The sequence below is a fragment of the Dokdonella sp. GW821-FHT11D02 genome (genome assembly GCF_058808595.1).
In genome coordinates, this window is the sequence record NZ_CM179520.1 from 4715168 (window position 1) to 4742077 (window position 26910).

The 26910-nt window shown below is 66.4% G+C and carries 16 protein-coding genes; 7 read left to right on the forward strand and 9 right to left on the reverse strand.

What is annotated here, in order from left to right; genetic code table 11:
• Nucleotides 1-112: 112 nt before the first annotated feature.
• Both pyrE and AC3QL3_RS19965 read left to right on the forward strand, forming a co-directional pair.
• Nucleotides 113-754: an orotate phosphoribosyltransferase gene (pyrE, locus tag AC3QL3_RS19960; protein WP_492895863.1), complete on the forward strand. Its 642-nt coding sequence runs from the start codon at nucleotides 113-115 to the stop codon at nucleotides 752-754.
• Nucleotides 755-855: 101 nt separating this feature from the next.
• Nucleotides 856-1569: a DUF4124 domain-containing protein gene (locus tag AC3QL3_RS19965; protein ID WP_492895864.1), complete on the forward strand. Its 714-nt coding sequence runs from the start codon at nucleotides 856-858 to the stop codon at nucleotides 1567-1569.
• Nucleotides 1570-1910: 341 nt separating this feature from the next.
• On the opposite strand, the gene AC3QL3_RS19970 is transcribed toward AC3QL3_RS19965, so the two are convergent.
• From AC3QL3_RS19970 to coaBC, 3 genes are all read right to left on the reverse strand, one after another.
• Complete coding sequence (locus tag AC3QL3_RS19970) at nucleotides 1911-4259, reverse strand: phosphomannomutase/phosphoglucomutase (RefSeq protein WP_492895865.1); 2349 nt, start codon at nucleotides 4257-4259, stop codon at nucleotides 1911-1913.
• 105 nt (nucleotides 4260-4364) lie between these two features.
• Nucleotides 4365-4835, reverse strand: coding sequence for a dUTP diphosphatase (dut, locus tag AC3QL3_RS19975; RefSeq protein ID WP_492895866.1), 471 nt, complete (start codon nucleotides 4833-4835; stop codon nucleotides 4365-4367).
• The gene (gene coaBC, locus AC3QL3_RS19980; protein ID WP_492895867.1) at nucleotides 4832-6046 is read right to left on the reverse strand and encodes a bifunctional phosphopantothenoylcysteine decarboxylase/phosphopantothenate--cysteine ligase CoaBC; all 1215 of its coding nucleotides are present in this window, start codon (nucleotides 6044-6046) and stop codon (nucleotides 4832-4834) included. The genes dut and coaBC overlap by 4 nt, the downstream gene beginning before the upstream one ends.
• A 163-nt stretch (nucleotides 6047-6209) precedes the next feature.
• On the opposite strand from coaBC, the gene radC reads away from it, so the two are divergent.
• Nucleotides 6210-6866: a RadC family protein gene (gene radC, locus AC3QL3_RS19985; RefSeq protein ID WP_492895868.1), complete on the forward strand. Its 657-nt coding sequence runs from the start codon at nucleotides 6210-6212 to the stop codon at nucleotides 6864-6866.
• 245 nt (nucleotides 6867-7111) lie between these two features.
• Here the strand turns inward: radC and AC3QL3_RS19990 are convergent, their stop codons facing one another.
• Together AC3QL3_RS19990 and AC3QL3_RS19995 are read right to left on the reverse strand one after the other, a co-directional pair.
• Nucleotides 7112-8869, reverse strand: coding sequence for a beta-helix domain-containing protein (locus AC3QL3_RS19990; protein ID WP_492895869.1), 1758 nt, complete (start codon nucleotides 8867-8869; stop codon nucleotides 7112-7114).
• A 136-nt stretch (nucleotides 8870-9005) separates the two neighbouring features.
• Nucleotides 9006-11927, reverse strand: a complete 2922-nt coding sequence (locus AC3QL3_RS19995; protein ID WP_492898999.1) for a TonB-dependent receptor domain-containing protein — start codon at nucleotides 11925-11927, stop codon at nucleotides 9006-9008.
• A 179-nt stretch (nucleotides 11928-12106) separates the two neighbouring features.
• Here AC3QL3_RS19995 and argS point away from each other — a divergent pair, with 179 nt between their 5' ends.
• Both argS and AC3QL3_RS20005 read left to right on the forward strand, forming a co-directional pair.
• Complete coding sequence (gene argS / locus AC3QL3_RS20000) at nucleotides 12107-13792, forward strand: arginine--tRNA ligase (RefSeq protein ID WP_492895870.1); 1686 nt, start codon at nucleotides 12107-12109, stop codon at nucleotides 13790-13792.
• On the forward strand, nucleotides 13792-14436 hold the full coding sequence (locus AC3QL3_RS20005; protein WP_492895871.1) for an SPOR domain-containing protein: 645 nt from the start codon (nucleotides 13792-13794) through the stop codon (nucleotides 14434-14436). Before argS ends, AC3QL3_RS20005 begins: the two co-directional genes overlap by 1 nt.
• Before the next feature lie 33 nt (nucleotides 14437-14469).
• Here AC3QL3_RS20005 and yjjJ read toward each other — a convergent pair whose 3' ends face one another.
• Nucleotides 14470-15849, reverse strand: a complete 1380-nt coding sequence (gene yjjJ, locus AC3QL3_RS20010; protein ID WP_492895872.1) for a type II toxin-antitoxin system HipA family toxin YjjJ — start codon at nucleotides 15847-15849, stop codon at nucleotides 14470-14472.
• 158 nt (nucleotides 15850-16007) lie between these two features.
• The gene (locus tag AC3QL3_RS20015) at nucleotides 16008-19574 is read right to left on the reverse strand and encodes an indolepyruvate ferredoxin oxidoreductase family protein (RefSeq protein ID WP_492895873.1); all 3567 of its coding nucleotides are present in this window, start codon (nucleotides 19572-19574) and stop codon (nucleotides 16008-16010) included.
• Nucleotides 19575-19719: 145 nt separating this feature from the next.
• Between AC3QL3_RS20015 and glpD the strand changes: the two genes are divergently transcribed.
• Nucleotides 19720-21264 (forward strand): glycerol-3-phosphate dehydrogenase, encoded by a 1545-nt coding sequence (gene glpD, locus AC3QL3_RS20020; RefSeq protein ID WP_492895874.1) that lies wholly within the window; start codon nucleotides 19720-19722, stop codon nucleotides 21262-21264.
• 19 nt (nucleotides 21265-21283) lie between these two features.
• The gene (glpK, locus tag AC3QL3_RS20025; protein ID WP_492895875.1) at nucleotides 21284-22777 is read left to right on the forward strand and encodes a glycerol kinase GlpK; all 1494 of its coding nucleotides are present in this window, start codon (nucleotides 21284-21286) and stop codon (nucleotides 22775-22777) included.
• On the opposite strand, the gene AC3QL3_RS20030 is transcribed toward glpK, so the two are convergent.
• Both AC3QL3_RS20030 and AC3QL3_RS20035 read right to left on the reverse strand, forming a co-directional pair.
• Nucleotides 22774-23994: a sterol desaturase family protein gene (locus AC3QL3_RS20030; RefSeq protein WP_492895876.1), complete on the reverse strand. Its 1221-nt coding sequence runs from the start codon at nucleotides 23992-23994 to the stop codon at nucleotides 22774-22776. The two genes, glpK and AC3QL3_RS20030, sit on opposite strands and share 4 nt — an antisense overlap.
• A gap of 150 nt (nucleotides 23995-24144) precedes the next feature.
• Nucleotides 24145-26886, reverse strand: coding sequence for a carboxypeptidase regulatory-like domain-containing protein (locus tag AC3QL3_RS20035; RefSeq protein ID WP_492895877.1), 2742 nt, complete (start codon nucleotides 26884-26886; stop codon nucleotides 24145-24147).
• Nucleotides 26887-26910: the final 24 nt, after the last annotated feature.

Here is a 26910-nt window from a genome sequence, read left to right on the forward strand (position 1 = left end):
GGATTGGGTGAAGCCTACCGCGTCGCAGACCCATCGTGACCCTGCTCGCGCGGCTTTCGGCGAGACTCGGAGGATTGCACAATCCCAACTCCCAATCTCGAACCAGAACGCCGTGCTCCCCTCCCAACGCGCTTTCCTCGACCTCGCCGTCTCCCGCAACGTGCTGCGCTTCGGCGAGTTCACGCTGAAGTCCGGCCGCATCAGTCCGTACTTCTTCAACGCCGGACTGTTCGATTCGGGCGCCGCATTGGCCACGCTCGGGCGCGCCTACGCCGACGCGATCGTGCGCTCGGGCCTCGAGTTCGACATGTTGTTCGGCCCGGCCTACAAGGGCATCGTGCTGGCCGCCGTCACCGCAGCCGCGCTGGCTGAACAGCACGGCCGCGATTTGCCGTTCGCCTACAACCGCAAGGAAGCGAAAAATCACGGCGAAGGCGGCACGCTGGTCGGCGCGCCGTTGCAGGGGCGCGTGTTGATCGTCGACGACGTCATCACGGCCGGCACCGCAATCCGCGAATCGTTGGCCTTGATCCACGCCGCCGGTGCGACACCGGCCGGTGTGCTGATCGCGCTCGACCGCGAAGAGCGCGGCCAAGGCGCCCTCTCGGCGACGCAGGAACTGGCCGCCGAACACGGCCTGCCGAGCTTCGCCATCGCGCGCCTCGCCGACCTCCTCGCCTACGTCGGCGACCGGCCCGAACTCGCCGCTCATCGGCAGAACCTCGCCGACTACCGCGCCCGCTACGGAGTTTGAAGCGGCTCGCAGCGCGGCCGCGCACGGCTCGCCTATACTCGGGCGAGGAGGGGTGCCCTATGCGTGGTGGATCGTCCGAGCGACTGTTGCGGGATTGGGGGATGGGCCGAGCCGGCCTTCGGCTTAGCGTCTTCCGCGGCGCAGCTTCGGGCGCGCTGTCGCCGCCCGCATCGGCACGCCGCCTTTCGACCGCCTGCCTGTGCGCGCTGGCACTGGCGTATGCAGGCGCGACGACGGCGCAGAACGGCCACAACCAATACAAATGGCGCGACGGCGGCGGCGCGCTGCACTACTCCGACGCGCTACCGCCCGACGCCCTGCAGTACGGCTACGAGATCGTCAACGCACAGGGCTTGGTGATCAAGCGCGTCGAGCGCGCCAAGACCTCGGAAGAAAAGGCCGCCGCGAAAGCCGAGCTGGCCAAGGCGCAAGCCTTGCGCGAGGAATCCGATACGCGCATCCGCGTCGACTCTCAACTGCTCGCCGCCTACCCGAATGAAAGCGACCTCAAGCGCGCGCAGCAGCAAAAGCTGGAGCTGCTCGACCAGCAAGTCGGCGCGGCGAGCATCAGCCTGCGCAGCCAGGAGCAGGCGCTGGCCGACCAGCTCGCGCATGCGGCCGAAGTCGAACGCAACGGCAAAACTTTGCCCGACGCGCAAGCCAAGCAGCTGGTCGAAACCCAGAAACAAGTCGACGCGCAGCGCGCCGCCTTGGCTCGCCGCGACGCCGAGCATGCGGCCGCGGTCACGAAGTTCGAAGCCGAAGCGGCACGCTATCGCGAGCTGAAAGCCAAGCTCGCCCAAAGCGGCCGGTAGTTGTCCGATTGGCTACGGGTGCGGCGATGAGTTCGATCGCCGCGGCAGAACCGGCGTGAATCTAGCGGTTCGAGCGAGCAACTGTGCGTCGGCGACGTAGATCAAGGCAAACAGCAGGAGATAGCCACATGGCTGCCAGGCCGAAGGCAGGAAACTTCGCACGGCAATGCCCGCCACAACCGCAAATAGCATCAGCAAACTGATCTGCCCCATCGGCCGTGATACACGCCACGCTTTTGCGCACTCCTGGCAAACGTACGGCCGCCAGTACGTCGATCCGCTGAGCATTGACCAGCGCGCTGACGTTCCGCAGTGAGGACAAGCGACCGTTGCCATAGCCGCTAGAACGGAATCGGCAGCGCGGGATCGAGCGCGATGAGCTGCGCGCGGAACAGATCCTGGATGCGCTTGAGCGCATCGGCATTGTCGGCGTCGAAACGCAGCACCAGAACCGGCGTCGTGTTCGATGCACGCACCAGACCCCATCCGTCGGGCCAGTCGGCACGCAGGCCATCGATCGTGGTCAGGCGCGCGCCGTCGAACTTTGCGCGATCGCGGAACGTCTCGATGAAGCGATAGTGCTCGCCCTCGCGCATCGGAATCTTCAACTCCGGCGTCGAGACGCCCTTCGGTAAGGTGTCGAAGATTTGTTGCGGCGTGCGCCCTTCCGGATCGGCGGCGAGGATCTCCATCAGGCGCGCGGCGGCATAGATGCCGTCGTCGAAGCCGTACCAGCGCTCGCCGAAGAAGAAATGTCCGCTCATCTCGCCTGCCATCGCGGCGTCGGTCTCGCGCATCTTCGACTTGATCAGCGAATGGCCGGTGCGCCACATCAGCGGACTGCCGCCGTGCTGCAAGATCACCGGCTGCAGATGGCCGGTGCATTTGACGTCGTAGATGATCGTCGCGCCGGGATTGCGGGTCAGGATGTCGATCGCGAACAGCATCAGAAGTCGATCGGGGAAGATCACCTCGCCGCTCGTGGTGACCACGCCGAGACGGTCGCCGTCGCCGTCGAAGGCGAGGCCGATGTCCGCCTTCTCGTGTTTCACCACCGCGATCAGATCCTCGAGATTGTGCAGGTCCGACGGATCGGGGTGATGGTTGGGGAAGTTGCCGTCGACCTCGCAGTAGAGCGGCACCACCTCGCAGCCGATCGCCTCCAGCACGGCCGGCGCGAACGCGCCGGGAATGCCGTTGCCGCAATCCACCACGACCTTGAGCCGGCGCTCGGTCTGCACGTCGTCGCCGATGCGGCGCACATAGTCGGCGCCGACATCGATGGCCTGCAGCCCGCCTTGACCGTCGACGAAGCGGCCTTCGACGATGCGCGCGTGCAAATCGCGGATCGCGCCCTCCGACAGCGTCTCGCCGCCGAGCACGATCTTGAAGCCGTTGTAGTCGGGCGGATTGTGGCTGCCGGTCACCGAGATGCCCGAGCCGGTGTGCAAGTGATAGTTGGCGAAGTAGGTGACCGGGGTCGGCGCAGCGCCGATGTCGATCACGTCCATGCCGGTCGAACGCAGGCCGTCGATCAGGGCGCGTACGAGTTCAGGTCCGGACAGGCGGCCGTCGCGGCCGACCACGATTTCGCGCAAGCCGCGCTCGCGCGCCTCGCTGCCGATCGCGCGACCGATCAGGCGCGCCACCTCGTAACTCAGCCCTTGGCCCACCACGCCGCGGATGTCGTAGGCGCGGAACATGCTCGCATCGACCTGCACCGGCTCGTTCGTCGCTGGTGCGGCGCTCTTGGGCGCGACCGGCTTGGTCGATTCGGGTTGTTGCTGGATGGCTTGGGCCAACGTGATCTCCTGCGCTTTCGATTTCGGTGAACGTTGCAGCATCGCCAACGCACGCTGAACCCCGACCTGCCGCAGCCACAGTCCGAAGCCGCCGCCGAGCAGGCAGAGCAGGGTCAGCACCGACAGCAGCAGCGGTTCGGGCGACACGACGATGAAGTAATTCGGATCGGCTTTGCCGATGCGCAGACTCGATCCGGGCACGGGCACGCCGGGATCGGCGATGGAACTGGCGCTGCCGGCGCCGACGCTGGCGATTTCCAGATCGCCGCGGCCGTCGCCCTGGCGCAACTGCAGGCTCGCGCCGTGCACGACGGCGGCGCGGAAGATGTCGAGCACCGGAGCGAACGGCAGCTCGACCACGGCGTAGGCGCGCACCTGATCGCCGACCTTGGCCGGCTGCGCCAGCATCAGGCGTTGCGTCTTATCGGCGCCGCTGCGCATCTCGGCCGGCGGATGTTCGGGATGCATCTTCGCCTGCATCAGTGCCGCGGCTTTGGCGTAGCCGAGCGCCTTCAAATCGCCGGCCAGCACTTCGTCGAGATTGGCGCTGAAGAATTCCGCATCGCTCGCCTCCGGCAGTGCCTGCTTCAGCGCGGCGGCGGCAGCGGCAGGGTCCGGGCTGTCGGACGCGAGCGCCTGCTGCACCGCCGGCGTCGCCAACGCCTCGCGCACGCGCTCGGCGGTTTGCCGAATCTGCTTGGCCAAGGCCTCGACGGTTGCCGCGCGTACGCTCTCGGCCTGTTCGGCGCCGCTCTGCGCGCGCCAGACCAGCGAGGTCTGCCAAGCCAGGAACAAACCGAGCACGATCAGCAAGGTCGCCAGCGCCAACGGCAACAGCACACGCCAGTCTGCGCGGAATCTCGCTCGTGCCGCGATCGCCTCGCCCATTGCCAGCCCCCTTTGTGTGATCGGCAAAACCGCGAATCCCCGCCGCTTCGGTCCCGCGCGCCCCCGCCTGCGTCGCGGCGGCGGCCTTCCTCCGATCCGCTGCCGTCAATGTCGCCCGGAGCTGCCGAATCCGCCAGCGCCGCGTTCGCTCGCTGAGAATTCGTCGACAATCTCGAAGGTGGCGTGCACCACCGGCAGGATGACCAGCTGCGCGATGCGTTCTCCGGGCGCGATCGTAAACGCGGCATCGGAACGGTTCCAGCATGAAATCATCAAGGGCCCCTGATAGTCGGCGTCGATCAGGCCGACCAGGTTGCCGAGCACGATACCGTGCTTGTGGCCGAGCCCCGAACGCGGCAACACCACAGCGCACAGGTTCGGATCGCCGATGTGAATCGCGATACCGCTCGGGATCAAGGCGCTCGCGCCAGCCTCGAGCGTCAACGGCGCATCGAGCATCGCGCGCAGGTCGACCCCGGCGGACGCCGCCGTGGCCGGCGCCGGCAGCGGAAAGTCGCGGCCCAGGCGCGCATCGAGCACCTTCATGGCGATGGGAGCCTTGCGCGCGCCGGTCATGCCGCTGCCTGCGCGGCGCGGCGTTCGACGATGCGCGCGACCAGCGTCCGCGCGAGCGCACGCTTGTCGGCCTGCGCGAGCTGCTCGCTGCCGCCGCGCCAGAGCAGCAGCAAGGCGTTGTCGTCACGCTCGAAACCGCAATCCGCACCGACTCGATTGGCCGCGATCAGATCGAGCTTCTTGCGTTCGAGCTTGGCGCGCGCGTAATCCTCGACATTCTCGGTCTCGGCGGCGAAGCCGACCACGAACGGACGCCGCGGCAACGCGGCGACTTCGGCGAGGATGTCCGGATTCTGCACCAGGGCCAGTTCGAGCCCACCGCTGCCCGACTTCTTCAATTTCTGCGGCGCCACCGCGCCGGGGCGGAAATCGCCGACCGCGGCGGCTGAGACGAAGATGTCGTGGCGCAGCGCCTGCGCCAGTACCGCCTCGCGCATCTCGCGCGCGCTGCGCACGTCGATGCGCTGCACCCCGGCCGGCGTCGCCAGCGAAACCGGCCCGGCGACGAGGGTCACCTCGGCACCGGCTTGCGCGGCGGCTTCGGCCACCGCAAACCCCATGCGGCCGGAACTGCGATTGCCGATGAAGCGGACCGGATCGATGTCTTCGTAGGTCGGCCCCGCGCTGACCAGGAACTTCAAGCCGCTCAGTTCGCGCGGCGCGCGCTTGGCGACCAGCTCGGCGACGATCTCGTGCGGCTCCAGCAGTCGGCCGGGGCCGGATTCCGGCTCGGCCATGCGTCCCTCGACCGGACCCAGCACGGCGATGCCGCGGCTGCGCAGGGTCGCGATATTCGCCTGCGTCGCGGCGTGTCCCCACATGTGCAGGTTCATCGCCGGGGCGATCGATACCGGCGCCGTCGTCGCCAGGCACACCGTACTCAGCAAATCATCGGCGTGACCGTGCGCGAGGCGCGCGATCAGATCCGCCGACGCCGGTGCGATCAACACTTCTTCCGCCCAGCGGGCCAGCTCGATATGACCCATCGCCGCTTCGGCCGACTCGTCCCAAAGACTGGTCCGCACCGGATTGCCGGACAGGGCCTGGAACGTCAGCGCGGTCACGAACCGCGCTGCGTTCTCGGTCAGCACCACGCGCACCTCGGCCCCTGCTTCGCGCAAACGGCGGACGGCTTCGGCTCCCTTGTACGCGGCGATGCCGCCGGAAACGCCGAGGAGCACGCGCACGCCGGGCAGGGAGGGAGGATTCATGTAGGAGACCACGGACAAGGAAGCAAGCAACTAGCTTACTGAAATTCGCGCCGGACGCCGCTGCGGCCGCGTCAAGGCGCCGTTAACCTGTTGGCGGGGAAATCATTTCGACATTCCGTTTGGCTCGAACACCCGCCTTCCGCCGCCATCACCGACTCCTCGCATGAACATCCGCAACTGGCCCATTGATGAACGTCCTCGAGAAAAACTGCTCGCCCGCGGTGCGTTTGCCTTGTCCGACGCCGAACTGCTGGCGGTGTTCATCGGCTCGGGCCGTCGCGGCCAGAACGCCGTCGACTTCGGCCGCGTGCTGCTCGACACGAGCGGAGGTCTGAAGCCGCTGTTGGACGCGCCCAAACCGGACATCGGTAGCGTCGCGTGGTGCCGCCTGCAGGGTGCGCTGGAACTCGGTCGCCGCTACCTCGACGCCGATCTGCGCGAGCGCGAGACGCTGCAGGATCCGATCACCAGCGCCCGCTATCTCAAATCGCGGCTGAGCGGCTATCCCTACGAAGTGTTCGCCTGCCTGTTTCTCGACAAGCAGCATCGCGTGATCGCATTCGAGGAGTTGTTCCGCGGTTCGATCGACGGCGCCCACGTGCATCCGCGCGAAGTCGTGCGGCGTTGCCTCGCCCACAATGCGGCGGCGGCGATCCTCGCCCACAACCACCCTTCCGGCGTGGCCGAGCCGAGCAGCGACGATCTGGTGATCACGCGCCGCCTGCGCGATGCGCTCAATCTGATCGAGGTGCGCTTGCTCGACCACTTCGTGATCGGCGACGGAGCGCCGACTTCGCTGGCACAGCGAGGCTGGCTGTAGATCGGAACGATCGCGCCGGCAATGGCCCTGCGCGTTTCAGTTGGGGGGGGGGCGGCGGTGGAATCGGTGCGTCCTTGCACCTCGGGCACCGTGCGCATCCCGCACGCCACCACTGCTCCATCGGATCGCGCCACCGCGAACGACGCGATTGTGTGCGGCGCAGACGACGGTTTGATGACGGCGCCGCTCGAAAACGGAAAGGGCGCGACCTTGCGGCCGCGCCCCTGCTATTCGCTCAGATCGGATCAGCGCTGGATGAAGTGCGTCCAGCCCTGGGTCCAGTCGTCGTTCGCGTCGCGGAAGGCGCCGATGTAGGGCGCCGGAGCGAAGAACGCATCGTCGGTGACGAGGCCGCCGCCGCTGCTCAGCGGCGAACCGGCCGCCGGCAGGAAGCCGCTCAGCTGCGGATCGCCGCTCTTGTTGCCTTCACCGGCGTTGAACAGCGCCTGCGCCTTGCCGGTGACGCCGTTGCTGCCATCGAGCACACTGACGGTGCAGTTCAGCCAGGTGTAGTCGAGCGTGAGCGTGTCGGTGCCGACCAGGGCCGCGGTCGCCGCATGATCGACGAACAAGCACGCCTTGCCGGACTTGTTGAAGCCGCTGACCAGAATGTTGCTCAGATGGCCGCCGGTGCCTTCCTTCAGATGCAGGCCGTTGCCGCCGCCATTGCCGTTGCCGATCAGGGTCACGTTCGACCAGCTCGGCGTCGCGCGCGGCGTGGCGTCGTTGTTGTCGGCCTGGTTGGATGCCTCGAAGCCGTTGTCGTTGCCGAGCGCCAGCGATTCGGAAGCCCACTTGGAGAAGGCGAACTGCACCTTGCCGCTCCAACCCTCGTCCCAGTCGAAGCCGTCGTCGCCGCCTTCGTAGGAGACCAGGTACTTCGCGTTCACCGTACCGCCGAACCACTCGAAGCCGTCGTCCTTGCCGCGATAGGACTGCAGGTGCTCGAGCACGGTGCCGTCGCCGACCGCCTGGAAGGTGAACGCGTTCACTTCGCGACCTTCGGTGAAGATGTAGCCGGCGTAGCGCGACTGCACGTAGCGCAGGCTGCCGGAACTGTCGTGGGCATTGTTGCCGCCGTAGCGCAGGGTGCTGTCGAATTCGCTGCGGCAATCGAACGGCGCGGCCAAGCACTTGTTGTCCGGCGCGTTACCCGACAGGACGATACCGCCCCAATCGCCCGGCGCCGGCGTCTGGCCGCTGCGGCCGTCCTTGGGGCTGGTGAAGACGATCGGCGCGTAGGCCGTTCCATTGGCGACCAGTTTGGAGCCCGGATTGACGTACAGGTAGTCGGCGCTGTTGCCGCTGCCGGTGATGAGGGTGCCGGGCTCGACCGTGACCGTCGCGCTGTTGGCGTTGTCGCCGCCGACGGTGACCAGGCCCTCGAGCTCCCAGGTGGTGTCGTTGGTCAGGGTCAGGTTGCTGGTGATGTTGCCGGTCAGGACGCAGGTGCGCGGTGCGGCGCCGGCGCTGGTGCCGGCCGGACAAGCCGTGAACTTCTTCTTGTAGACGCAGCTCGAGCCGGTCGGCGCGGACGATTCCTGCAGCGAAGTCAGCGTGTAGGAGATCGGCTGGAAGCCCGAACCGGTGGCCGGCGTGATCGACAGCGTGGCCTGGCCGCAGGCGGTGAATTCGATCGTCGCGCTACCGAGCACTTGCGCGGTCGGATTCTCGCTGGCGCCGCCGTTGAAGGTGCCGCCGCTGTAGCGCTGCAGATCCGCGGTCGCGCTGAATTCGAATTCGCCCATCGCCGGCGACGCTGTCACCCACAGCGGCTTGCCGTCGTTGTCGTAGAGGTAGCCCGAGATGAACAACACGCGGCGGCCGTCCGGACCGGAAATCACATCGAGCACCCAGCCGCGTGCGCCGCCGTGAGTGCCGCTCAGATCGGCCCAGGCGCCGTCGAAGGCGTCGGACAAGCGCAGCGCTGCTTGCGCCTGCCCGGCCACGAGCGAAACGGCGATGGCTGCGCCGAGTAGGAATTTGTTGCGCGAAAATGTCATGGAGTTTCCCCAGCAATGGATTGGATGTGACGTACGACGAACCGGCGGCGCTCTGCGCCAACCGCCCCTCGCCAGCCTAGGCGGCGCATGTGACGGTTGAATCGCTCGATCGTGACAGCGGCGCGACGGCACGCGGTCAGCGCGAATTCGGCGCCGACCGCCATTCCAGACTCAACAAGGCTTCGCGCCCACGGTGATACGCGCGAGTGGAGAAACCGCCTTGGGTGTAGTCGACCTTCGGATCGAGCAAGTTGCGCAGCCGTAGCGTCCAGCGCCAGTCGCGCGCGAAGCGCTGGCGGAACTGGAAATCCAGCGCATCGAACGCTTCCTCGTAAATGTCCGGCTGTCCCTGCACGCCCACTTGCGAGATACGCCGGCCCGAGCGGTTGAACAACAAGGTCGCCTCGATGCCGCGTTCCTCGTTCAAGTAGCCGAGCTGCGTGTTGACGATATACGGCGACTGTCCCTGCATCGGTCGCGACAGGTTCGTCTGGTAGCTCGCGCTGGCGCGATCAAGCGCGACGTTCGACTTGATCCGCGCGTAGTTGAATCCGACGTAGAAATCGGACAGATCCACGCCCTTCCACCACCGCTCGCCGACGAAGCCGAGCCCCTTGTGCAGTTCCAGCTCGAGGCCGTAGTTGTGCGCGCTGGTGGCGTTGGCGAAGCTCAAGAGCGGCGAGGAGCCGGGCAGGCGCAACCGCTCGATCGGATCTTCGAACTTTTTGTCGAACGCACCGACCGAGAGACTGTCGGTGTCGGAGAAGTAGTACTCCCAGCGCAAATCCAGATTGCGCAGACGGGTCGTCTTCAGATTCGGATTGCCGAGCGTGTCGATGTCGAGCTCTGGATCGGTGAACGGCGCGCGTGACAGCTCGCGGAAATCGGGCCGCGACAGCGTGCGACTGAAGCCGAAGCGCAGCTGTGCGTTCTCGCTGTAGATCCAGGTGAATGCTGCCGACGGCAGCCAATTCACACTGTTGTCCTTGGCCACCACCGGCGGCGCGTGTTCGTTGACGATGCTGAAGGTCGTCACGCGCTGATCGTTGCTCTCGCGGCGCGCGCCGAGTGCGAGGCGATACTTGCCCTGCCAGTTGAAATCGACGTCGACGAAACCGGCGTTGACGGTCTGCTCGGCGCGATAGTTGTCGGTCGCGCGCGTGGTCTCGCGCAGCACGAAACCGTCGGGCCGGATATTGCCGGGCGAAAGGATCTGGTCGATCGGACGAAAGAACAAATCCGGATCGTTGACCAGCAGCGGCGAATTGGGCGCGAGTTGGAAGGTGAAGGTGCGGATCGACGCATCGCGGTCGCGTGTGGTGCGCTCGCCGCCGGCGGCCAGCTTCAGCGTCGTGCCATCGCCGAAGTCGAACGGCAGCATCGCCTTCAGGCCGAAATCGTTTTGCTTGTCGGCGAGCGCGCCGAAGGTGGTCGAGTTGGAGTCGGAGCGGCGCGAGAACTCGAGCCCGTCCGCACCGGCGTAATCGTAGCGGTAGCGCCGCGTATTCGGCTCGTCGCGCTCCGCCTTGGCCCAGGTATAGCGCCAATCGATTTCGAGATCGTGCGCCGCCGGGAAGCCGTGATGGCCGTTGAGCTGCTCGGCATGCAGCTGGTTCTCCACCCACTTCTGTTCGTAGTAGCGCGAATCGACGCTGTCGACGGTGCCGTCGCTGATCTTGGCGCGGTCGTCGGTCTGGCGCAGCAACACGCTGGTCAGACCGAGCCGATGGTTCATGCCGATATCGAGACCGAGGCCGAGGAAGTAACTCGCGTCGATGCTGCGCTGGGTGTCGTCGACGTCCTGATTGGCGACCGGCGTCAGCCCGGCATTACTGGCCGCATAGACCTTGCGCTGCTCCTGATAGTGATCCCAGCTCTGGTTGTAGCGCACCGCGCCGATCGCGCCGAGGCGCACATCGTCGGCCAGCTGGAAGCCGTTGCCGATTCCGAGCGAGAAGCCGGTGTCCGGCCCGATCTTCTTGTTGTGGATGCCGTAGCCGCCGGCGGCCAGATCGCGCCCGTAGCTGGCCAGCTGCTCGGGCGTGGCGCCGTTGGGATCGGCGTTCGATTGCGGCCGCAGATAGCGTCCGCCGGAAATCGCTCCGGCCAGCGAGCCCGGCATTTCGCGTGCACCGTCGTCGTAGCCGGTCCAGTCCTCGCCGCCGCCGCGATAGCGCAAGCCTTTCTCGCCGGTGGTGCCGTCGACGTAGCCGAGCGTGCCCTGCGTGCGGAAGAAGAACCCTTGCGGCACTTCGCGCGTGCGCAGTTGCACCGTGCCGCCGCCGAATTCGCCCGGCATGTCCGGCGAGTAGGATTTCTGCACGACCACGCCATCGAGCAATTCGTTGGGGAACAGATCGAGCGGCACGACGCGGCGCGTGTAGTCCGGGCTCGGAATCGGCGCTCCGTTGAGCAGCACGCTGGAGTAGCGCTCGCCCAGGCCGCGCACGTAGACGTACTTGCCGTCGACCAGGGTCAGGCCGGTCACGCGCTTGAGCGTGGTGGCGACGTCGGAATCGCCGGTGCGCGCAATCTGCTCGGCGCCGATCGCCTCGGTGACCACGGCCGCACTGCGTCGCTCGTCCAGATACAGCGTCTGCGCGCCGGTCGCGACGCGGCCGTGCACGGTGACGCCGGACAGCTGATTCGCCGCTCCCGCCCCGGCACCGGCGGTACCAGTAGCTGCCGCCTCCGCGCTGACGACGACCTCAGCCAAGGCCGAGCGACCGCTCTCGACCTGAATGCCTTCGCGCATCGAGGTGCCGTAGCCGTCGGCGTCGACGGCGATGCCGTAGGTACCCGGCGGCACCTCGATGGCGGCGTTGCCGGCGGCGTCGGTGGCCGCTTCGCGCGTGATCTCGCCGCCTCCCGCCGCATTGCCGAGCAGGTTGATCTTCGCCGCCACCCCTTTGCCGTCGGTGCCGCGCACGCGTACCTGCAACGCAGCCGTCGATTGGGTTTGTTCGACCCCGTCCGTCACCGGCTGCGCGCGCGGCGTTTGCGTCATCCACAACGTCACAGCGACGGCAATCGCCGTCAGCCGCAGGCCACCAATCATCGTCAATCCCCAGTTTCGTCCGTCGGCCCGCGTCTCGCGGATCGAGTCAAGCGGACGAACCTAGCCGGCGCGTCTTACGCCGGAATGACCGCACCCCCGTGCCCAATGGCAGTCGCAATTGTTCGCGTCGAATGCCGCGCTTGGCTCTACAATGGCGCGTTTTGCGGCCGGCTCCTTTCGTGAAAGAACTCCTGCTCGACTCGATCCACCATGCCCAGCGCCAGCTCGTGGCGGCCGGCGTGCTGCCGGCGGACGCCGCACCGGCCTTCGTCATTGAGCGCACGAAAAGCCGCGAGCACGGTGATTTCGCCACCAACCTCGCCCTGCTCTTGGCGAAGTCGGCCGGCAAAAAGCCGCGCGACCTCGCCGCCGCGCTCGTCGCCGCGCTGCCGGCGCACGAAGAGATATCCAAGGTCGAGATTGCCGGCCCCGGCTTCATCAACTTTTTCCTGAGTCCTGCCGCCTATCAGCGCGAAGTGCGCACGGCCTTGGAACAAGGCACGGCTTACGGTCGTGGCGACGCCGGCGCCGGCCGCACCGCCGGAGTCGAGTTCGTTTCGGCCAATCCGACCGGACCCCTGCACGTCGGCCACGGCCGCGGCGCGGCGATCGGCGACTGCCTCGCGCGCCTGCTCGACGCCAACGGCTGGCAGGTCATGCGCGAGTTCTACTACAACGACGCCGGCGCGCAGATCGACAACCTCGCGCTGTCGGTGCAGGCGCGCGCGCGCGGTCAAGGCCCCGACGACGCCGCTTGGCCGGCCGACGGCTATCGCGGCGACTACATCAAGGACGTCGCACAGGCCTATCTCGCCGGCGCCAGTGTCGAGATCGAAGGACATACCGTGGTCGCGGCGAAGGACGCCGACGACCTCGACGCGATCCGCCGCTTCGCGGTCGCCTATTTGCGCCGCGAGCAGAACGCCGACTTGGCCGCGTTCGGCGTCGCCTTCGACGTCTACTTCCTCGAATCCTCGCTGTACGGCGGCGGCCAGGTCGAGCGCACTGCGCGCGAGCTGGTCGCACACGGCCACACCTACGAGGAAGGCGGCGCGCTGTGGCTGCGCACCACCGATTTCGGCGACGACAAAGACCGCGTGATGCGCAAGTCCGACGGCAGCTACACCTATTTCGTGCCGGACATCGCCTACCACTACAGCAAGTGGCAGCGCGGCTACGAGCGCGCGATCACCGAGCTGGGTTCGGACCACCACGGCACCCTCATGCGCGTGAAGGCGGGCCTGCAAGCGCTCGACGTCGGCATTCCGCAAGGCTGGCCCGAGTACGTGCTGCACCAGATGGTCACGGTCATGCGCAGCGGCGAGGAAGTGAAGCTGTCCAAGCGCGCCGGCAGCTACGTCACCCTGCGCGATCTGATCGACGAAGTCGGTCGCGATGCGACGCGCTGGTTTCTGGCGGCGCGCAAATCCGATTCGCAGCTGGTGTTCGACATCGATCTCGCGCGCGCGCAGACCAACGACAATCCGGTCTTCTACGTGCAGTACGCGCATGCGCGCGTCGCCAGCGTGATGCGCCAGCTCGGCGAGCGCGGCCTGGTCTGGGATCGCGCCAACGGCCTGGCCCGGCTTGCGCGTCTGGACGGCGAAGCCGAACAGCTGGTGATGGTGGAACTGTCGCGCTATGCGGAAGTGGTCGAGGCGGCCGGCGCGAATCTCGAGCCGCATCTGGTCGCGAACTACCTGCGCGAGCTCGCGGCGGCGTTCCACGGCTGGTACAACTCCAGCCAGTTCATCGTCGACGATGCCGACCTGCGCGACGCCCGCCTCGCACTCGCCGCAGCGGCGCGCCAGGCGCTGGCGAACGGCTTGAATCTGTTGGGCGTTTCGGCGCCGGAGAGCATGTAATGGCAGCGAAGAAGAGCGGGCGCCAAGCGACGCGCGGCGGCAATGGCGCGCAGAAGCCGGCGTGGCTGTGGGTCCTGGTCGGCATGCTGCTCGGCATCGGCCTGATGCTGGTCGTGCTTGGCAAGGACTGGGCGCCGCTGCTGCGCAAGAAGAACCTGCCGCAGCCGAACCCCGAAGCGACCGCGCCGCGCGAAAGCGAAACGCCGGTGGCCGAGGCGAAGCCGCCGCCGAAGAAGAACTACGATTTCTATCAGGTTCTGCCCGAAGCCGAAGTCGTGATCCCGGACGCCGAGCTCTCGGCCAAGGCCAAGGCCGAGAAGCAGGCGCAGCAAGCGCGCGCGAATCCGACCACCCCCACCGCTCCGGGTGCACCGACCTCGGCTACGCCGGCCGCTGCCGGCGGCGGTCGCTACGTGCTGCAGACCAGCTCCTATCCGGACCCGAAAGCCGCCGACGAAGCCAAGGCCAAGCTCGCGCTCGCCGGTTTCAGCGCGCAGGTGCAGCCGGTCACGATCAACGGCAAGACCTGGCACCGCGTGCGGCTCGGCCCTTATGCCAGCGCGAGCGAACTGGAGACGGCGAAGAAATCCTTGGCCGAGAACGGCATCAACGCGATCGCGTTGAAGGAACAGCCGCAGCAATAACGACAGCCGGCGGCGCCTTCGTGCCGCCGGGTTTCAGAGCGAAAGATGCGTCGCCGCGCGCGCGATGGCCGCGTCGGCATCGACCGCGACCGCGCGCAGCACGGCGGAAACGCGTGCGTCGGCTGCGAAGCGCTGCCAGAACGCGCGCGCCATCGGCGCCGCCTCGCGCCAGTCGGCTGCGTTTTCCGGCGCCGGCAAGGCGATCTCGTAACGGCGCTCGACCACTTCGCCGCTGACCGCCGGCCGGAAGCGCATAGGCAACATGTCGTACACCGGCGCCAGTGGCAGCGGCCGCTGATCGCGCAAGCGCAACGAGGTATTGCCAAGGTGCATGTCGGTGTTGCCGATCAGCGCGCCATACCAAGAAACCACGCGCAGACGGTGCGCATCCTCGGCATCGAGCCAACCGTCGCGTTGCAGTTGCGGCGCGAAACGCCACCAATCGAGTCGGCCGTGGCCGTAATAGGCCGCGTCGAGCGCGGCCAGTGAGACGAGACCGTGGCGGCCGAGCGCTGGCGTGCGATCGAAACGCGCCGATTGCAGGAACACGCGATTGCCGGCTTCGACCAGCTCGCTTTGCGCCGCCGGCAAACCATGCTCGCGCAAGATCGCGCCGGCGTGATGCTCGCCGATCAACAGATCGCCCCAACGCCGCCCGGCCGGCGTGTCGAGGCGATCGCTGAACTTGACGATGACCGCAAGCAAGCCGCCGTCCGTGCGCACGCTGATCGCGAATTTCGGCTGCTCGCCACCGGCCGAAGAACCGACCGCTGCGCCGCTCACGGCCGCCTCGGCCAGCGTGGGATAACGCGTTTCGCGCTCGCGCGCAGGAATTGCATCGACGGGATCGAGGATCGCGTGCAATGCGCGTTGCAGCGACGCGGTGCCGAGCACGAGGTCGCCGGGAAGATCGTCGCCGTACAAGAGGAGAGCCAGCGCGACGTCGTCGCCGCTCCAAAGCGCGATGTCGTCGGACGCACCGATGTCGGCGGCGATGCGGCGCGCGAAGCTGCGGCCGAGAAACCCTTGCGGCCGCTGGTCATCGAGAAACCACGGCAATCCGGGATACAGGCCGGTCGCAAAGTCGCCCTCGGTCAGAGCCGGCCGCGAACCGCTCGGCTCGAAGTAAAAGCCGTCGCCGTGCAGAGCGTGCAACTCGCCCACCCGATCGGCGCGCGCCTGCGCATCGATGCGATACAGCGACCAGTGGCTGCCTTGGCGAGCGATCTCGTGCGCGAGCGCGTAGCGCGCGGCGCGCGCACGGCCGATCCGCACGATGCGCTCGCCGGCCTGACCGAGCAGGCGCGAAACGGTGGGCTGGCTGATCCCCAGCTCCGTTGCGATCGCCGCCGCCGGCAGCACGCCGCGGCGGCGCAACAGGGTCTCGACGGCGCTCCAACGGACCTCGTCCATGGCGCGAATTGAATAGATTTATGAATAGATAGTCAAGCGAGCCGGATGACCAGCAAGCTATTTAATCAATCATAATCAATTAGATATGGAATATTTTCCGGAGTACCGACCTGCATTCCACCGCTCGATGAATAGATACTTCCGACCTTTCTCGTCGATCAAGCCGCCACTCGACTCTCGATCGGATTGCGCCAAGCCGCCAGCAGATCGTCCTGCCGCTTCATCGCATTGGCGAAGTGGCGCTCCTTGACGTGTCCGTAGCCGCGGATGTGCTCGGGCACCGAGGCGATTTCGACTGCGAGCGCTTGGTTGTCGCCGTGCAAGCCGGCCAAGAGCTCGTCGATCGTCTTGCCGTAGTCGGCAATCAATTGGCGCTCCATCTTGCGCTCGGCGGTGTAGCCGAACACGTCGAGCGCGCCGCCGCGCAGGAAGCGCAGCTTGGCCAGCAGCTTGAACGCGCCGAACACCCACGGACCGTACTCGGCCTTCTTCAGATTGCCGTCAGCGTCGCGCTTGGCGAACAGCGGCGGCGCCAGATTGAAGCGCAGCTTGTAGTCGCCGTCGAAGGTGTTCTTGATCTGCTGTTCGAAGTCGCCGCTGGTGTACAGGCGCGCAACCTCGTACTCGTCCTTGTACGCCATCAGCTTGAATGCATAGCGCGCGACCGCTTCGCTCAAGCCGCTGCGACCCGGCGTCTTCGAAGCTTCCGCGGCGCGCACCTTGTCGACCAGGGCTCGATACTTCGCTGCGTAGCCGGCGTCCTGGTAATCGGTCAGGAATGCGACGCGGCGCGCGATGCGTTCGTCGAGCGAGACGCTCACGGTCGCGTCGTCGAGCGCAGCGGCGTTGCCGTTCGCCGTCGCGCGGCGTACAGGCAGCGCGAGCGGAATCGCACCCGACGGCGTATGCGGATTGGGCAAGCCGGCGGCCTTGCGCACCTGCACCGGATCGTGCGCGGCGAGGCGTCCCCAATTGAACGCCGCCTTGTTCATGTCGATCGCCGCACCGTTGAGCTCGATCGCGCGCATCAGGGCGTCGTGCGACAACGGCACCCAACCCTTCTGCCAGGCGTAGCCGAGCATGAACAGGTTGGCGGCGATGGTGTCGCCAAGCAGGGCGGTAGCCAGTTCGGTCGCGTCGACCAGCTCCGGCGCGCCGCCGTCGAGTGCGGTCTTCACCGCGTCGATGATCTGTTGCGCCGGGAACTGCATGTCCGGCTTCATCGTGAAGGTGCCCGGCATCGCCTCGTAGGTGTTCAGTACGACGCGCGAGCGGCCGGCGCGGATCTTCGACAGCGCCCAGTAGTCGTTGACCACCACGATGTCGCAGCCGATCACCAGATCCGCCTCGCCGGCGGCGATACGCACAGCGTGAATGTCGGAAGGCTGCGCTGCGATGCGCAGATGACAGGTCACCGCGCCGCCTTTCTGCGCCAGGCCGGTCTGGTCGAGCACGGTGCCGCCCTTGCCTTCCAGATGCGCCGCCATGCCGATCAGCGCGCCGATGGTGACGACGCCGGTGCCGCCGATGCCGGTGACGAGGATGTTCCACGGCTGCGCGAGGTCGGTCGCGAAGACCGGCTGCGGCAGCGTGGCGAAATCCACCTCCGCCTTGCCTTTCTTCTTCTTGATGCCGCCGCCGACCACCGAGACGAAGCTCGGGCAGAAGCCCTTGGCGCAGGAGTAGTCCTTGTTGCAGTTGGACTGATCGATCTCGCGCTTGCGGCCGTACTCGGTTTCCTTCGGCAGCACCGAGACGCAGAACGACTTCTCGCCGCAATCGCCGCAGCCTTCGCACACCAGCGAATTGATGAACAGGCGCTTCTTCGGGTCTTCCATCTTGCCGCGCTTGCGGCGGCGGCGCTTCTCGGTGGCGCAGGTCTGGTCGTAGATCAGGACGCTGACGCCCTCGATCTCGCGCATGCGCTTCTGCACCGCATCGAGCTCGTCGCGATGCAGGAATTCGACGCCGGTCGGGAAGAGTTCGGGCTTGGACCACTTCGCGATGTCGTCGCTGACGACGATGATCGTCTGCACGCCTTCGCTGCGCACTTGATGTGCGATGTCCGGCACGGTCAGAGTGCCGTCGACCGGCTGGCCGCCGGTCATCGCGACCGCGTCGTTATAGAGAATTTTGTAGGTGATGTTGACCTTGGCCGCGATCGACTGGCGGATCGCCAGCGAACCGGAGTGGAAGTAGGTGCCGTCGCCGAGGTTCTGGAACACGTGCTTGGTTTCGGTGAACGGCGCCTGCCCGCACCAGGTCACGCCTTCGCCGCCCATCTGGGTGAAGGTGTCGGTGCGGCGGTCCATCCACGTGACCATGTAGTGGCAGCCGATGCCGCCGAGGCCGCGCGAGCCTTCCGGCACCTTGGTCGAGGTGTTGTGCGGACAGCCCGAGCAGTAGTGCGCGGCACGCGGGAAATTCGCGCGCGGCAGGGTCAGTTCCTTTTCCTTCGCCTCGATCCAGGCCACGCGCGAGGCGATCGCCTCGCTGGTGAAGAAGCGCGACAGGCGCTTGGCGATGACCAGCGCGATCATCGCCGGGGTCAGCTCGTTGGTCGACGGCAGAATCCAGTTGCCGGCCTCGTCGTACTTGCCGACCACGTGCGGACGGCGCGCCTCCGGCCAGTTGTACATGTATTCCTTCATCTGCGATTCGATGAAGGAGCGCTTTTCCTCGACCACCACGATGTCTTCGAGGCCGCGCGCGAACTCGCGGATGCCGACCGGCTCGAGCGGCCAGGTCATGCCGACCTTGTAAACGCGGATGCCGATCGCGCGCGCGTCCGCCTCGCTGATGCCGAGGTACTCCAGCGCCTGCAACACGTCGAGGTAGCTCTTGCCGGTGGTGACCAGGCCGAGGCGCGCGTTCGGCGAATCGATCACGACGCGGTCGATCTTGTTCGCGCGCGCGAACGCGCAGGCCGCTTGCACGGCGTAGCGGTGCAGGCGCATTTCCTGGTTCAGCGGCGGATCGGGCCAGCGGATGTTGAGACCGCCTTCGGGCAGCGCGAAATCTTCCGGCAGCACGATGTCGAGCTGATGCGGATTGACGTTGACCGAAGCCGATGACTCGACCGTTTCGGCGATCGTCTTGAAGCCGACCCAGCGTCCGGTGAAGCGCGACATCGCCCAGCCGAGCAGGCCCATGTCGAGAATGTCCTGCACGCCGGCCGGGTTCAGCACCGGCATCATCGCGCTGACGAATTCGAGTTCCGAACCGTGCGGCAAGGTCGAAGAGCGGCAGGCGTGGTCGTCGGCTGCGAGCGCGAGCACGCCGCCGTGCCTGGAGGTGCCGGCCGCGTTGCCGTGCTTGAACACGTCGCCGCAGCGGTCGACGCCCGGACCCTTGCCGTACCACATCGAAAACACGCCGTCGTACTTGGCGCCGGGGAACAGGTTCGTCTGCTGCGTGCCCCAGACCATCGTCGCGCCGAGGTCTTCGTTCAAGCCCGGAGTGAATTCGATGCTGGACGCTTTGAGATGCTTCTTCGCCTTCCACAGTTCGAGATCGAAGCCGCCCAAGGGCGAGCCGCGGTAACCGGAGATGAAGCCCGCCGTATTGACGCCGGCCGCGCGATCGCGCATCTGCTGCATCAAGGGCAAGCGCACCAGCGCCTGCACGCCGGACAGATAAATGCGGCCTTCGGTGCGTGTGTACTTGTGTTCGAGCGTGTAGTCGCGGTCGATCGACGGCGCGAGCGCTGCGGCGGGGACGGACATGGTGGCTACCGGTCAGGGGGCTTGGGCAAGAGCGGAATTGTAGCAGCAGCCCGGATTTCCCCCGGTTGCGGCGCCCGGGACGTCCCGGGCCGACACTCGGCGGCAACGAAACCCCCTAGACTTCGCCACCGATCATGAGGACACCGTGACCGCTGCCCACGACCCCGAGGCCCCCTGCGATCTGCTCGTCGTCGGCGGCGGTATCAACGGCGCGGGCATCGCGCGCGACGCGTCCGGCCGCGGTTTGTCGGTCGTGCTGGTCGAGCAGGACGACCTCGCCGCGCACACCTCGAGCGCGAGCACCAAGCTGATCCACGGCGGCCTGCGCTATCTCGAACAATACGAATTCGGCCTGGTTGCCAAGGCTCTGGCCGAACGCGATGTGCTGTTGGCGAGCGCGCCGCATATCGTGCGGCCGCTGCGCTTCGTATTGCCGCACCAGCCGCATCTGCGGCCGGCCTGGCTGATCCGTGCCGGCTTGTTTCTGTACGACCACCTCGGCCGCCGCCAGGCCAGCCACATCCTGCAATCACGCCGCATCGACCTGCGCCGCCACGAAGCGGGTGCGCCGCTGCAAGAGGAATTCAGCCGCGGTTTTCTGTATTCCGACCTGGAAACCGACGATTCACGCCTGACCCTCTTGTGCGCGCTGGACGCGAGCGAACGCGGCGCCGAGATTCTCACGCGCACGCGCTGCGAAGGCGCCGCGCGCGTGGACGGCCTCTGGCACGTGCGCCTGCAACGCCCCGACGGCACTCGGCGCGAACTGCGCGCACGCGCCCTGGTCAACGCAACCGGACCCTGGGCCGCGCGCTTTCTCGGCGAGGTCACGCCGGTGCCGCCGCATCCGTCGCTGCGCCTGATCAAGGGCAGCCACATCGTCGTGCCGAGGCTGTACGAGCACGCCAGCGCCTACATGTTCCAGCAGCCCGACCGGCGCATCGTGTTCGCGATTCCGTTCCATCAGCGATTCACCCTGATCGGCACGACCGACGTCGACTACGGCGAGGGCGATCCCGCCGCCGCCGCGATCGACGCGAACGAGACGGCCTATCTTTGCGCAGCGATCAACCGCTACTTCCGGCGCCCGATCGCGCCGGCGGACGTGGTCTGGTCCTATGCCGGCGTGCGCCCGATCTTGGCCGAGGACGGCGAAAGCGCGCAGGAAGCCAGTCGCGACTATCTGCTGCAGCTCGATCGCGATCAGGCCGCGCCGCTGCTCAACGTGTTCGGCGGCAAGATCACCACGCATCGCAAGCTCGCCGAAGAAGCGCTCGACCGCCTCGCTCCGTGGTTCGGCCACGCACGGCCGGCCTGGACCGGCCGCGGTGCAACGCTGCCCGGCGGCGATCTGCCCGATGCCGACTTCGAACGCTTCGAGCGCGATTTCTGCGGCGCCAATGACTGGCTGCCACGGGAAATCGCCGCGCGCCTCGCGCACAGCTACGGCACGCGTGCGTCGACGGTGCTCAATGGCGCGCGCCGGCTGTCCGATCTCGGCGAGCATTTCGGCGCCGGCTTGCACGCCAACGAGGTGGACTATCTGGTCGCGCACGAGTGGGCACGCACGACGCAAGACATTCTGTGGCGACGCTCGAAACTCGGCTTGGACGTGAGCGCGGCGCAAGTCGAGCAGCTCGACGCTTACGTGCGCACGAGCGCATCCACGCGCCGCCGCGCGCTTTCCTGACCAAGCAACGAGCGACGGCATGGACACCTACATCCTCGCGATCGATCAAGGCACGACCAGTTCGCGCGCGATGCTGTTCGACCGCGCCGGCCGCGTCGTCGGCAGCGCGCAACACGAATTCGAGCAGCGCTTTCCGCACCCCGGCTGGGTCGAGCACGATCCGCAGGCGATCCTCGCCAGCGCGCTGACCAGCGCCACCGAAGCGGTGACGAAAGCACGCATCGGCGCCGACCGCATCGCCGGCATCGGCATCACCAACCAACGCGAGACCACCCTGGTATGGGATCGCCGCAGCGGTCGTCCGGTGCACGATGCGATCGTCTGGCAGTCGCGTCAGAGCCAGGAGATCTGCGACCGTCTGCAAGCAGACGGCTACGGCGCCTTGGTGCGCGAGCGCACCGGCCTCTTGATCGATCCGTACTTCTCCGGCACCAAGGTCAAATGGATTCTCGATCACGTCGAAGGCGCGCGCGCCCGCGCCGAGTGCGGCGAGCTCTTGTTCGGCACCGTCGACACCTGGCTGATCTGGAACCTGACCCGCGGCAAGGCGCACGTCACCGACTACAGCAACGCCTCGCGCACACTGATGTTCAACATCCACACGCTGGCTTGGGACGATGAGCTGCTGCGCATGCTCGACGTGCCGCGCTCGATGCTGCCCGAGGTGCGTTCGTGCAGCGAGGTCTACGGCCACACGCCGCAGCTCTTCGGCGGCCGCGAAGTGCCGGTCTGCGGCGTCGCCGGCGACCAGCAAGCGGCGCTGTTCGGCCAGGCTTGCTTCGCGCCCGGCATGGCCAAGAACACCTACGGCACCGGCTGCTTCATGCTGATGCACACCGGCAGCGAGGCGGTCGCCTCGGACAACGGCTTGTTGACGACGATCGCCTGGGGCTTGGACGGCAAGGTCGAGTACGCGCTCGAAGGCTCGATCTTCGTCGCCGGCTCGGTCGTGCAATGGCTGCGCGACGGCTTGCGCCTGTTCGACCGCGCCGCCGACTCGGAAGCGCTGGCGACGCGCGTCGACTCCAGCGACGGCGTCTACGTCGTGCCGGCCTTCGTCGGCCTCGGCGCGCCGTACTGGCGCAGCGACGTGCGCGGCGCGATCTTCGGCCTGACCCGCGGCGTCGGCCGCGAACAGCTGGTGCGCGCCGCACTCGAATCGATGGCCTACCAGACGCGCGATGTGCTCGCCGCGATGCAGGCCGACGCCGGCATCGAGTTGAGCACGCTGCGTGCCGACGGCGGCGCGATCACCAACGACTTCCTCGCGCAGTTCCAGAGCGACATCCTCGGCGTGCCACTGGAGCGGCCGCGCACGGTCGAGACCACCGCGCTCGGCGCCGCCTATCTCGCTGGCCTCGCGGTGGGCTACTGGAGCAGCCGCGAGGAAATCGCGCGCCAATGGCAGGTCGAACGCCGCTTCGAACCGCGCCTGCCGGCAGCGCAACGCGAAGCGCTGTATGCCGGCTGGAAACGCGCGGTCGGCGCCACGCTGGAGTTTCGCGCCGGCTAGCCGTCCGCGGCCGGCTTGGCGCGGAACGGAAACGTCTGCTGCGCGACCCAGCCGTCCGGCATGTAGTCGCCGACCACGCCGTACTTGGCCGGCAGCGGCTTGTGCGCAGGCACCTTTACCGCGGTGCCGAACAGATGATCGAGGAACGCGTAGTGCGCAGCGTAGTTGCGGTCGATCGCCTCGTCGTCGGAAGCATGGTGCCAATGATGGAAATCCGGCGTCACGATCAAGTACTTCAACGGCCCCCACGGCAGATGCACGTTGGCGTGATTGAGTACGGCCTGGAAGCCGACGATCAGGATGTAGGCGTTGATGACCGCCTCGCTGAAACCGAGCACGAACAGCGGCGCCAGCACGCACACGCGCGTGGCGACGATCTCCAGCATGTGCTGCCGCGAACCGGCCAACCAGTCCATCGTCTTCGCGCTGTGATGCACGGCGTGGAAGCGCCACAGGAATGGAATCTCGTGATACGCGCGATGCGTCCAGTACTGCGCCAGATCGGCGACCAGGATGCACAACAGCAACTGCGGCACGAACCAGATGCGCTGCACGGCGAGCTGGAAATCGTGGCTGACCAGCCAGGCGAAGCCGTGATGGATGACGAAGTTCACCGTGAACAGGATCACCCCGACCAGGAAATGATTGACCGCGAAGTGCTTCAGATCGGTCTGCCATTCGCGCCGGAACACAGCCTGGCCGCGATACAGCGGAAACAGCTTCTCGATCGCAATGAACAGAAGAGTCGAGCCGAGCAGGTCGAGGATGAACCAATCCAGCCCGATATAGGGCGTGTGATCCGGAAAATCGCCGACCGGCACGCGCGAGCCGCCGAACGCGACCGCGACGAGGACGAGCGCGAACGCCAGCAGGTTCAGATTGCGGCGCACGCCGAGGATCAGATTCGCCAGCGAGAGGCCGCCCGCGATCAGCAACGCGACGAACATCGCCTGGCGCAGAACATCGACCGAATACTGCCGGCGCAACTCGGGCGTGGTCAGGTACTCGGGAAAATGGAACGCGAGCACGCCGAGCAGGCACAGAAAACCGAGCGCAAGCGCGACGATGGTCGCGATCATGCCCTGGCCGAACTTCAATTCACCGCTGCCGTGCAGCAGGCGCTCGGTATCGGCGGCGGTCGCGCGCACGACTTGGACGTGCGCTTGCAGCGCGTCGCCGAGCGTGTAGGGGGTGCGGCTGACTGATGGCTTGGACAAGCGCTTCCTCGCGAAAAGCTTAGGTTGCAGATTTTGATGAGCCGCCTCGTGCACCCACGGGTGCGTTAGCCTCGATCGCCGTAGCAACGACGCAGCTCGATGCGAGCGTCCTCATCGAAGCCGCCCGACGATCTGGTTTTTTCTCGACGCTCATGGATCGAAGCCGTCACGAAACAGCGTATGGCTGCGCGGACCGTGCAGCACGAAATTCGCGACCGAGAATTCCGGCCTCACCGGCGCCGCGATCGGCGAGCCGTCGTCGATCGAGCAGAGGCCGACATAGACCGACCCGATGGGACAGGCGACGCCGTCGTACAACTGGTCGTCGTAGTCGGCGGCGCCGACGTCGGTGGAGGCACGGAAGACTCGCCCTGGAAAGCCGCCCCATTCGCTCTCTGCGGCGTAGTAACCCTCGGCATTGCTTCGGCCCATTCCCACATGTTGATCGCTGTTGCTGTCCCACAAATCGATCACGACACCCTGCACCGGCTGTCCGCTGTCGTCGACGACGCGACCGAAGATGTAATCGGTGGGAAAGACGTCGAAGTCGATCCCGTCCAACTGCTCGCTCTGGCCCACGATCAGGGGTGTTCCTTGAGTCGCACGGCAGTTGTTTTCATCCTCGCAATCGATGCCTGCATAGATCTGCGCGAAGGTCTCGTTGGACATCGCTTTGGCGTAGTAGGTACCGGGCAGTAAATCGACCGCCGTGTAACGCCCCTCGGTCGACGACGACGCCATCGCTACCGTCCGGTTCTGACCGTCGACGATCGTCACCGATGCAAACGGAGACGGCAGGGGATCGACACCATCGGGCACGCGCAGAGCGACCCGTCCGGAGATTGTGCCCCCCGGCGTCAACGCGAGATCGATGCCAGCGACATTGCCGTCCGGATACGATGGCTCGACGGCCACGGCCGCACTCAAATCGCACTGGAAGAACTCGGCCTGGCAGGGGACTTGCGGATAGACCGCGTCCAGATGTGTCGCGCTACGCACTCCTACGTAGTAACGACCAGGGACGACGCGGCTTATGACATACCTACCATCGCTCGTCGTCCAGGAAATTTCTGCAGCAAAGCCACTTCCGGACACAGGTATCAATGAGACCTCAGCCTCCTTCAAAGGCTCTTGCGTGACGGCATCCGTCACGCGGCCAGATACCGTCAACAGCGGTTTGAAGGAAAAGCTCAGCTCAGCTTGCTCGCCACCGCCGACGGTCACCGGCACCGCTAGGCCGCGAGTCGACATGCAGTCCGGCAAGCAAGCCACGCCATTCCACCATTGCGAAACGTATCCGAATGCGTCTGCCGTCGCGTAGTAAGTTCCTGCTGCGAGCGGTCCGCTGACGATGTCCGCGTTGGACGAGCCGGAAGCTCCGGACACGCTGTTGCCGTTACCGTCGAAGATGGTCAAGTTCCAATACAGCGGATTTTCCGTGGTAGCCGTCGGTGCGCTGGCGGATCCACGGATCGAAGCCTGGCGGGGTAGATCGAAGTCGATTCCGCCAGTCAGCCGATCACGCTCGACTGCGATTGGGGTTCCAGTCAACGGCGAGCAGTCCTGCAATACCGGCCCGTGGCAGTCCTGATGACGCCAATTTTGACTTCCGTAGGGATTGGCACTGGCCAGCAGAAAGTAGTTGCCGGTCAGCAAACCGCTGACCAGGTATCGCCCAGCCGCATCGGTCCTCAGGTTGCCTTGTGGCAACCATGTACCATCCTTCCCATAAAGGGTCACTGATGCATCGACGATCGGAGCGAATGTCGTCCGATCGCGAATCGTGCCGGCGATGCGACCGCCGATATTGAGTGCTATGTCGATGCCATCGACGATTCCATCCGCTGCCACGGTCACCAGCTGCGCGCCGCGGCCGATGCAGTCTTCAATTCTCTCGAAAATCGCGGATACGCAAGGCGCGTCCGGGTACAGTTCGCTGACGTAGTTGTCCGATGTCGAGCTGGCATAGACATAGTAGGCGCCGGGCTCGACTGCCAGCACGTAGCGACCGTCGTTGCCACTCCATGCTCCCTGGCCCGTGCTTCCAGGCCGACCGAACGGCTGAACGAAACTCGCAATGCCCGCATTGTTGCGCTGGTCGCTGATGCGACCGCGAATCACCGCCGTCGCCTCCAACGCTACGGCCACTGCGCCGGCATCGCCGCTGTTGCGCACTCGCGCGAACCACGTCTCGCGCGGAGCGCCGGCCTCGATGACCAATCCCGCAGCGAGACCGAACGCATCGTCGTTGCGCGCAACCGCCTCGGCATCGGCTTGCGGGCAGCCGTCTTTGAACAGAGTCAGCTCGGTATCGAGCGGCGATGCCGCGGTAGTGAGTCGCAGGAATTTCGCGTCTTCTGGCCGAAAGCGCAGCCACAGCTCCGATCCGGGGCGGCCAGCCGGCGCGAGCTGCGCGTCCAATTCGTAGCCCGGCCGCAAGCTCGACGCGGACGCGCAAGTTCCGCCCTGCGTTCGCAAGTCGGCCACCGGGATTCGCCGTTCGGCCTGCAGTTGCCGAGGTACCGGGGTCGAAGATCGCGCTTGCGGCGCCGCTGATTGCGCGCGCTCGAGATTCTCGACCAAGCGACGCACTTGCTGCGATTTGCGAGCAAACACAACTTCGTCGGCGAAGCCGTGTACGCGCGCGTCGCGTTCGATCGCATCGAGAGTTCGCCGCAACTCTATCGCCAGGTTCCGCGTGACAACCGAAGTCTCCGTCAGCTCGATATTCTTCGCTGCCGCATAGCTACGTACGGCGACGCTGCGCAGCGCCGAGATCGCGGACGCGCGATCGGCTATGGTGGCCTCTACGGGAGCTGCGGCCGCAGGCGCACCGAGCCATCCGAGCGACAGCCATGCCATCAACGACACACCGAGCAAATGCTTCACCATGGTCTCCCCGAGCGGTTCCTTGCC

Coding starts and splice junctions, on each gene's coding strand:
- AC3QL3_RS19965 (WP_492895864.1), top strand. CDS start 856: ATGGGCCGAGCCGGCCTTCGGCTTAGCGTCTTCCGCGGCGCAGCTTCG.
- AC3QL3_RS19970 (WP_492895865.1), bottom strand. CDS start 4,259: ATGGGCGAGGCGATCGCGGCACGAGCGAGATTCCGCGCAGACTGGCGT.
- dut (WP_492895866.1), bottom strand. CDS start 4,835: ATGACCGGCGCGCGCAAGGCTCCCATCGCCATGAAGGTGCTCGATGCG.
- coaBC (WP_492895867.1), bottom strand. CDS start 6,046: ATGAATCCTCCCTCCCTGCCCGGCGTGCGCGTGCTCCTCGGCGTTTCC.
- radC (WP_492895868.1), top strand. CDS start 6,210: ATGAACATCCGCAACTGGCCCATTGATGAACGTCCTCGAGAAAAACTG.
- AC3QL3_RS19990 (WP_492895869.1), bottom strand. CDS start 8,869: ATGACATTTTCGCGCAACAAATTCCTACTCGGCGCAGCCATCGCCGTT.
- AC3QL3_RS19995 (WP_492898999.1), bottom strand. CDS start 11,927: ATGATTGGTGGCCTGCGGCTGACGGCGATTGCCGTCGCTGTGACGTTG.
- AC3QL3_RS20005 (WP_492895871.1), top strand. CDS start 13,792: ATGGCAGCGAAGAAGAGCGGGCGCCAAGCGACGCGCGGCGGCAATGGC.
- yjjJ (WP_492895872.1), bottom strand. CDS start 15,849: ATGGACGAGGTCCGTTGGAGCGCCGTCGAGACCCTGTTGCGCCGCCGC.
- AC3QL3_RS20015 (WP_492895873.1), bottom strand. CDS start 19,574: ATGTCCGTCCCCGCCGCAGCGCTCGCGCCGTCGATCGACCGCGACTAC.
- glpK (WP_492895875.1), top strand. CDS start 21,284: ATGGACACCTACATCCTCGCGATCGATCAAGGCACGACCAGTTCGCGC.
- AC3QL3_RS20035 (WP_492895877.1), bottom strand. CDS start 26,886: ATGGTGAAGCATTTGCTCGGTGTGTCGTTGATGGCATGGCTGTCGCTC.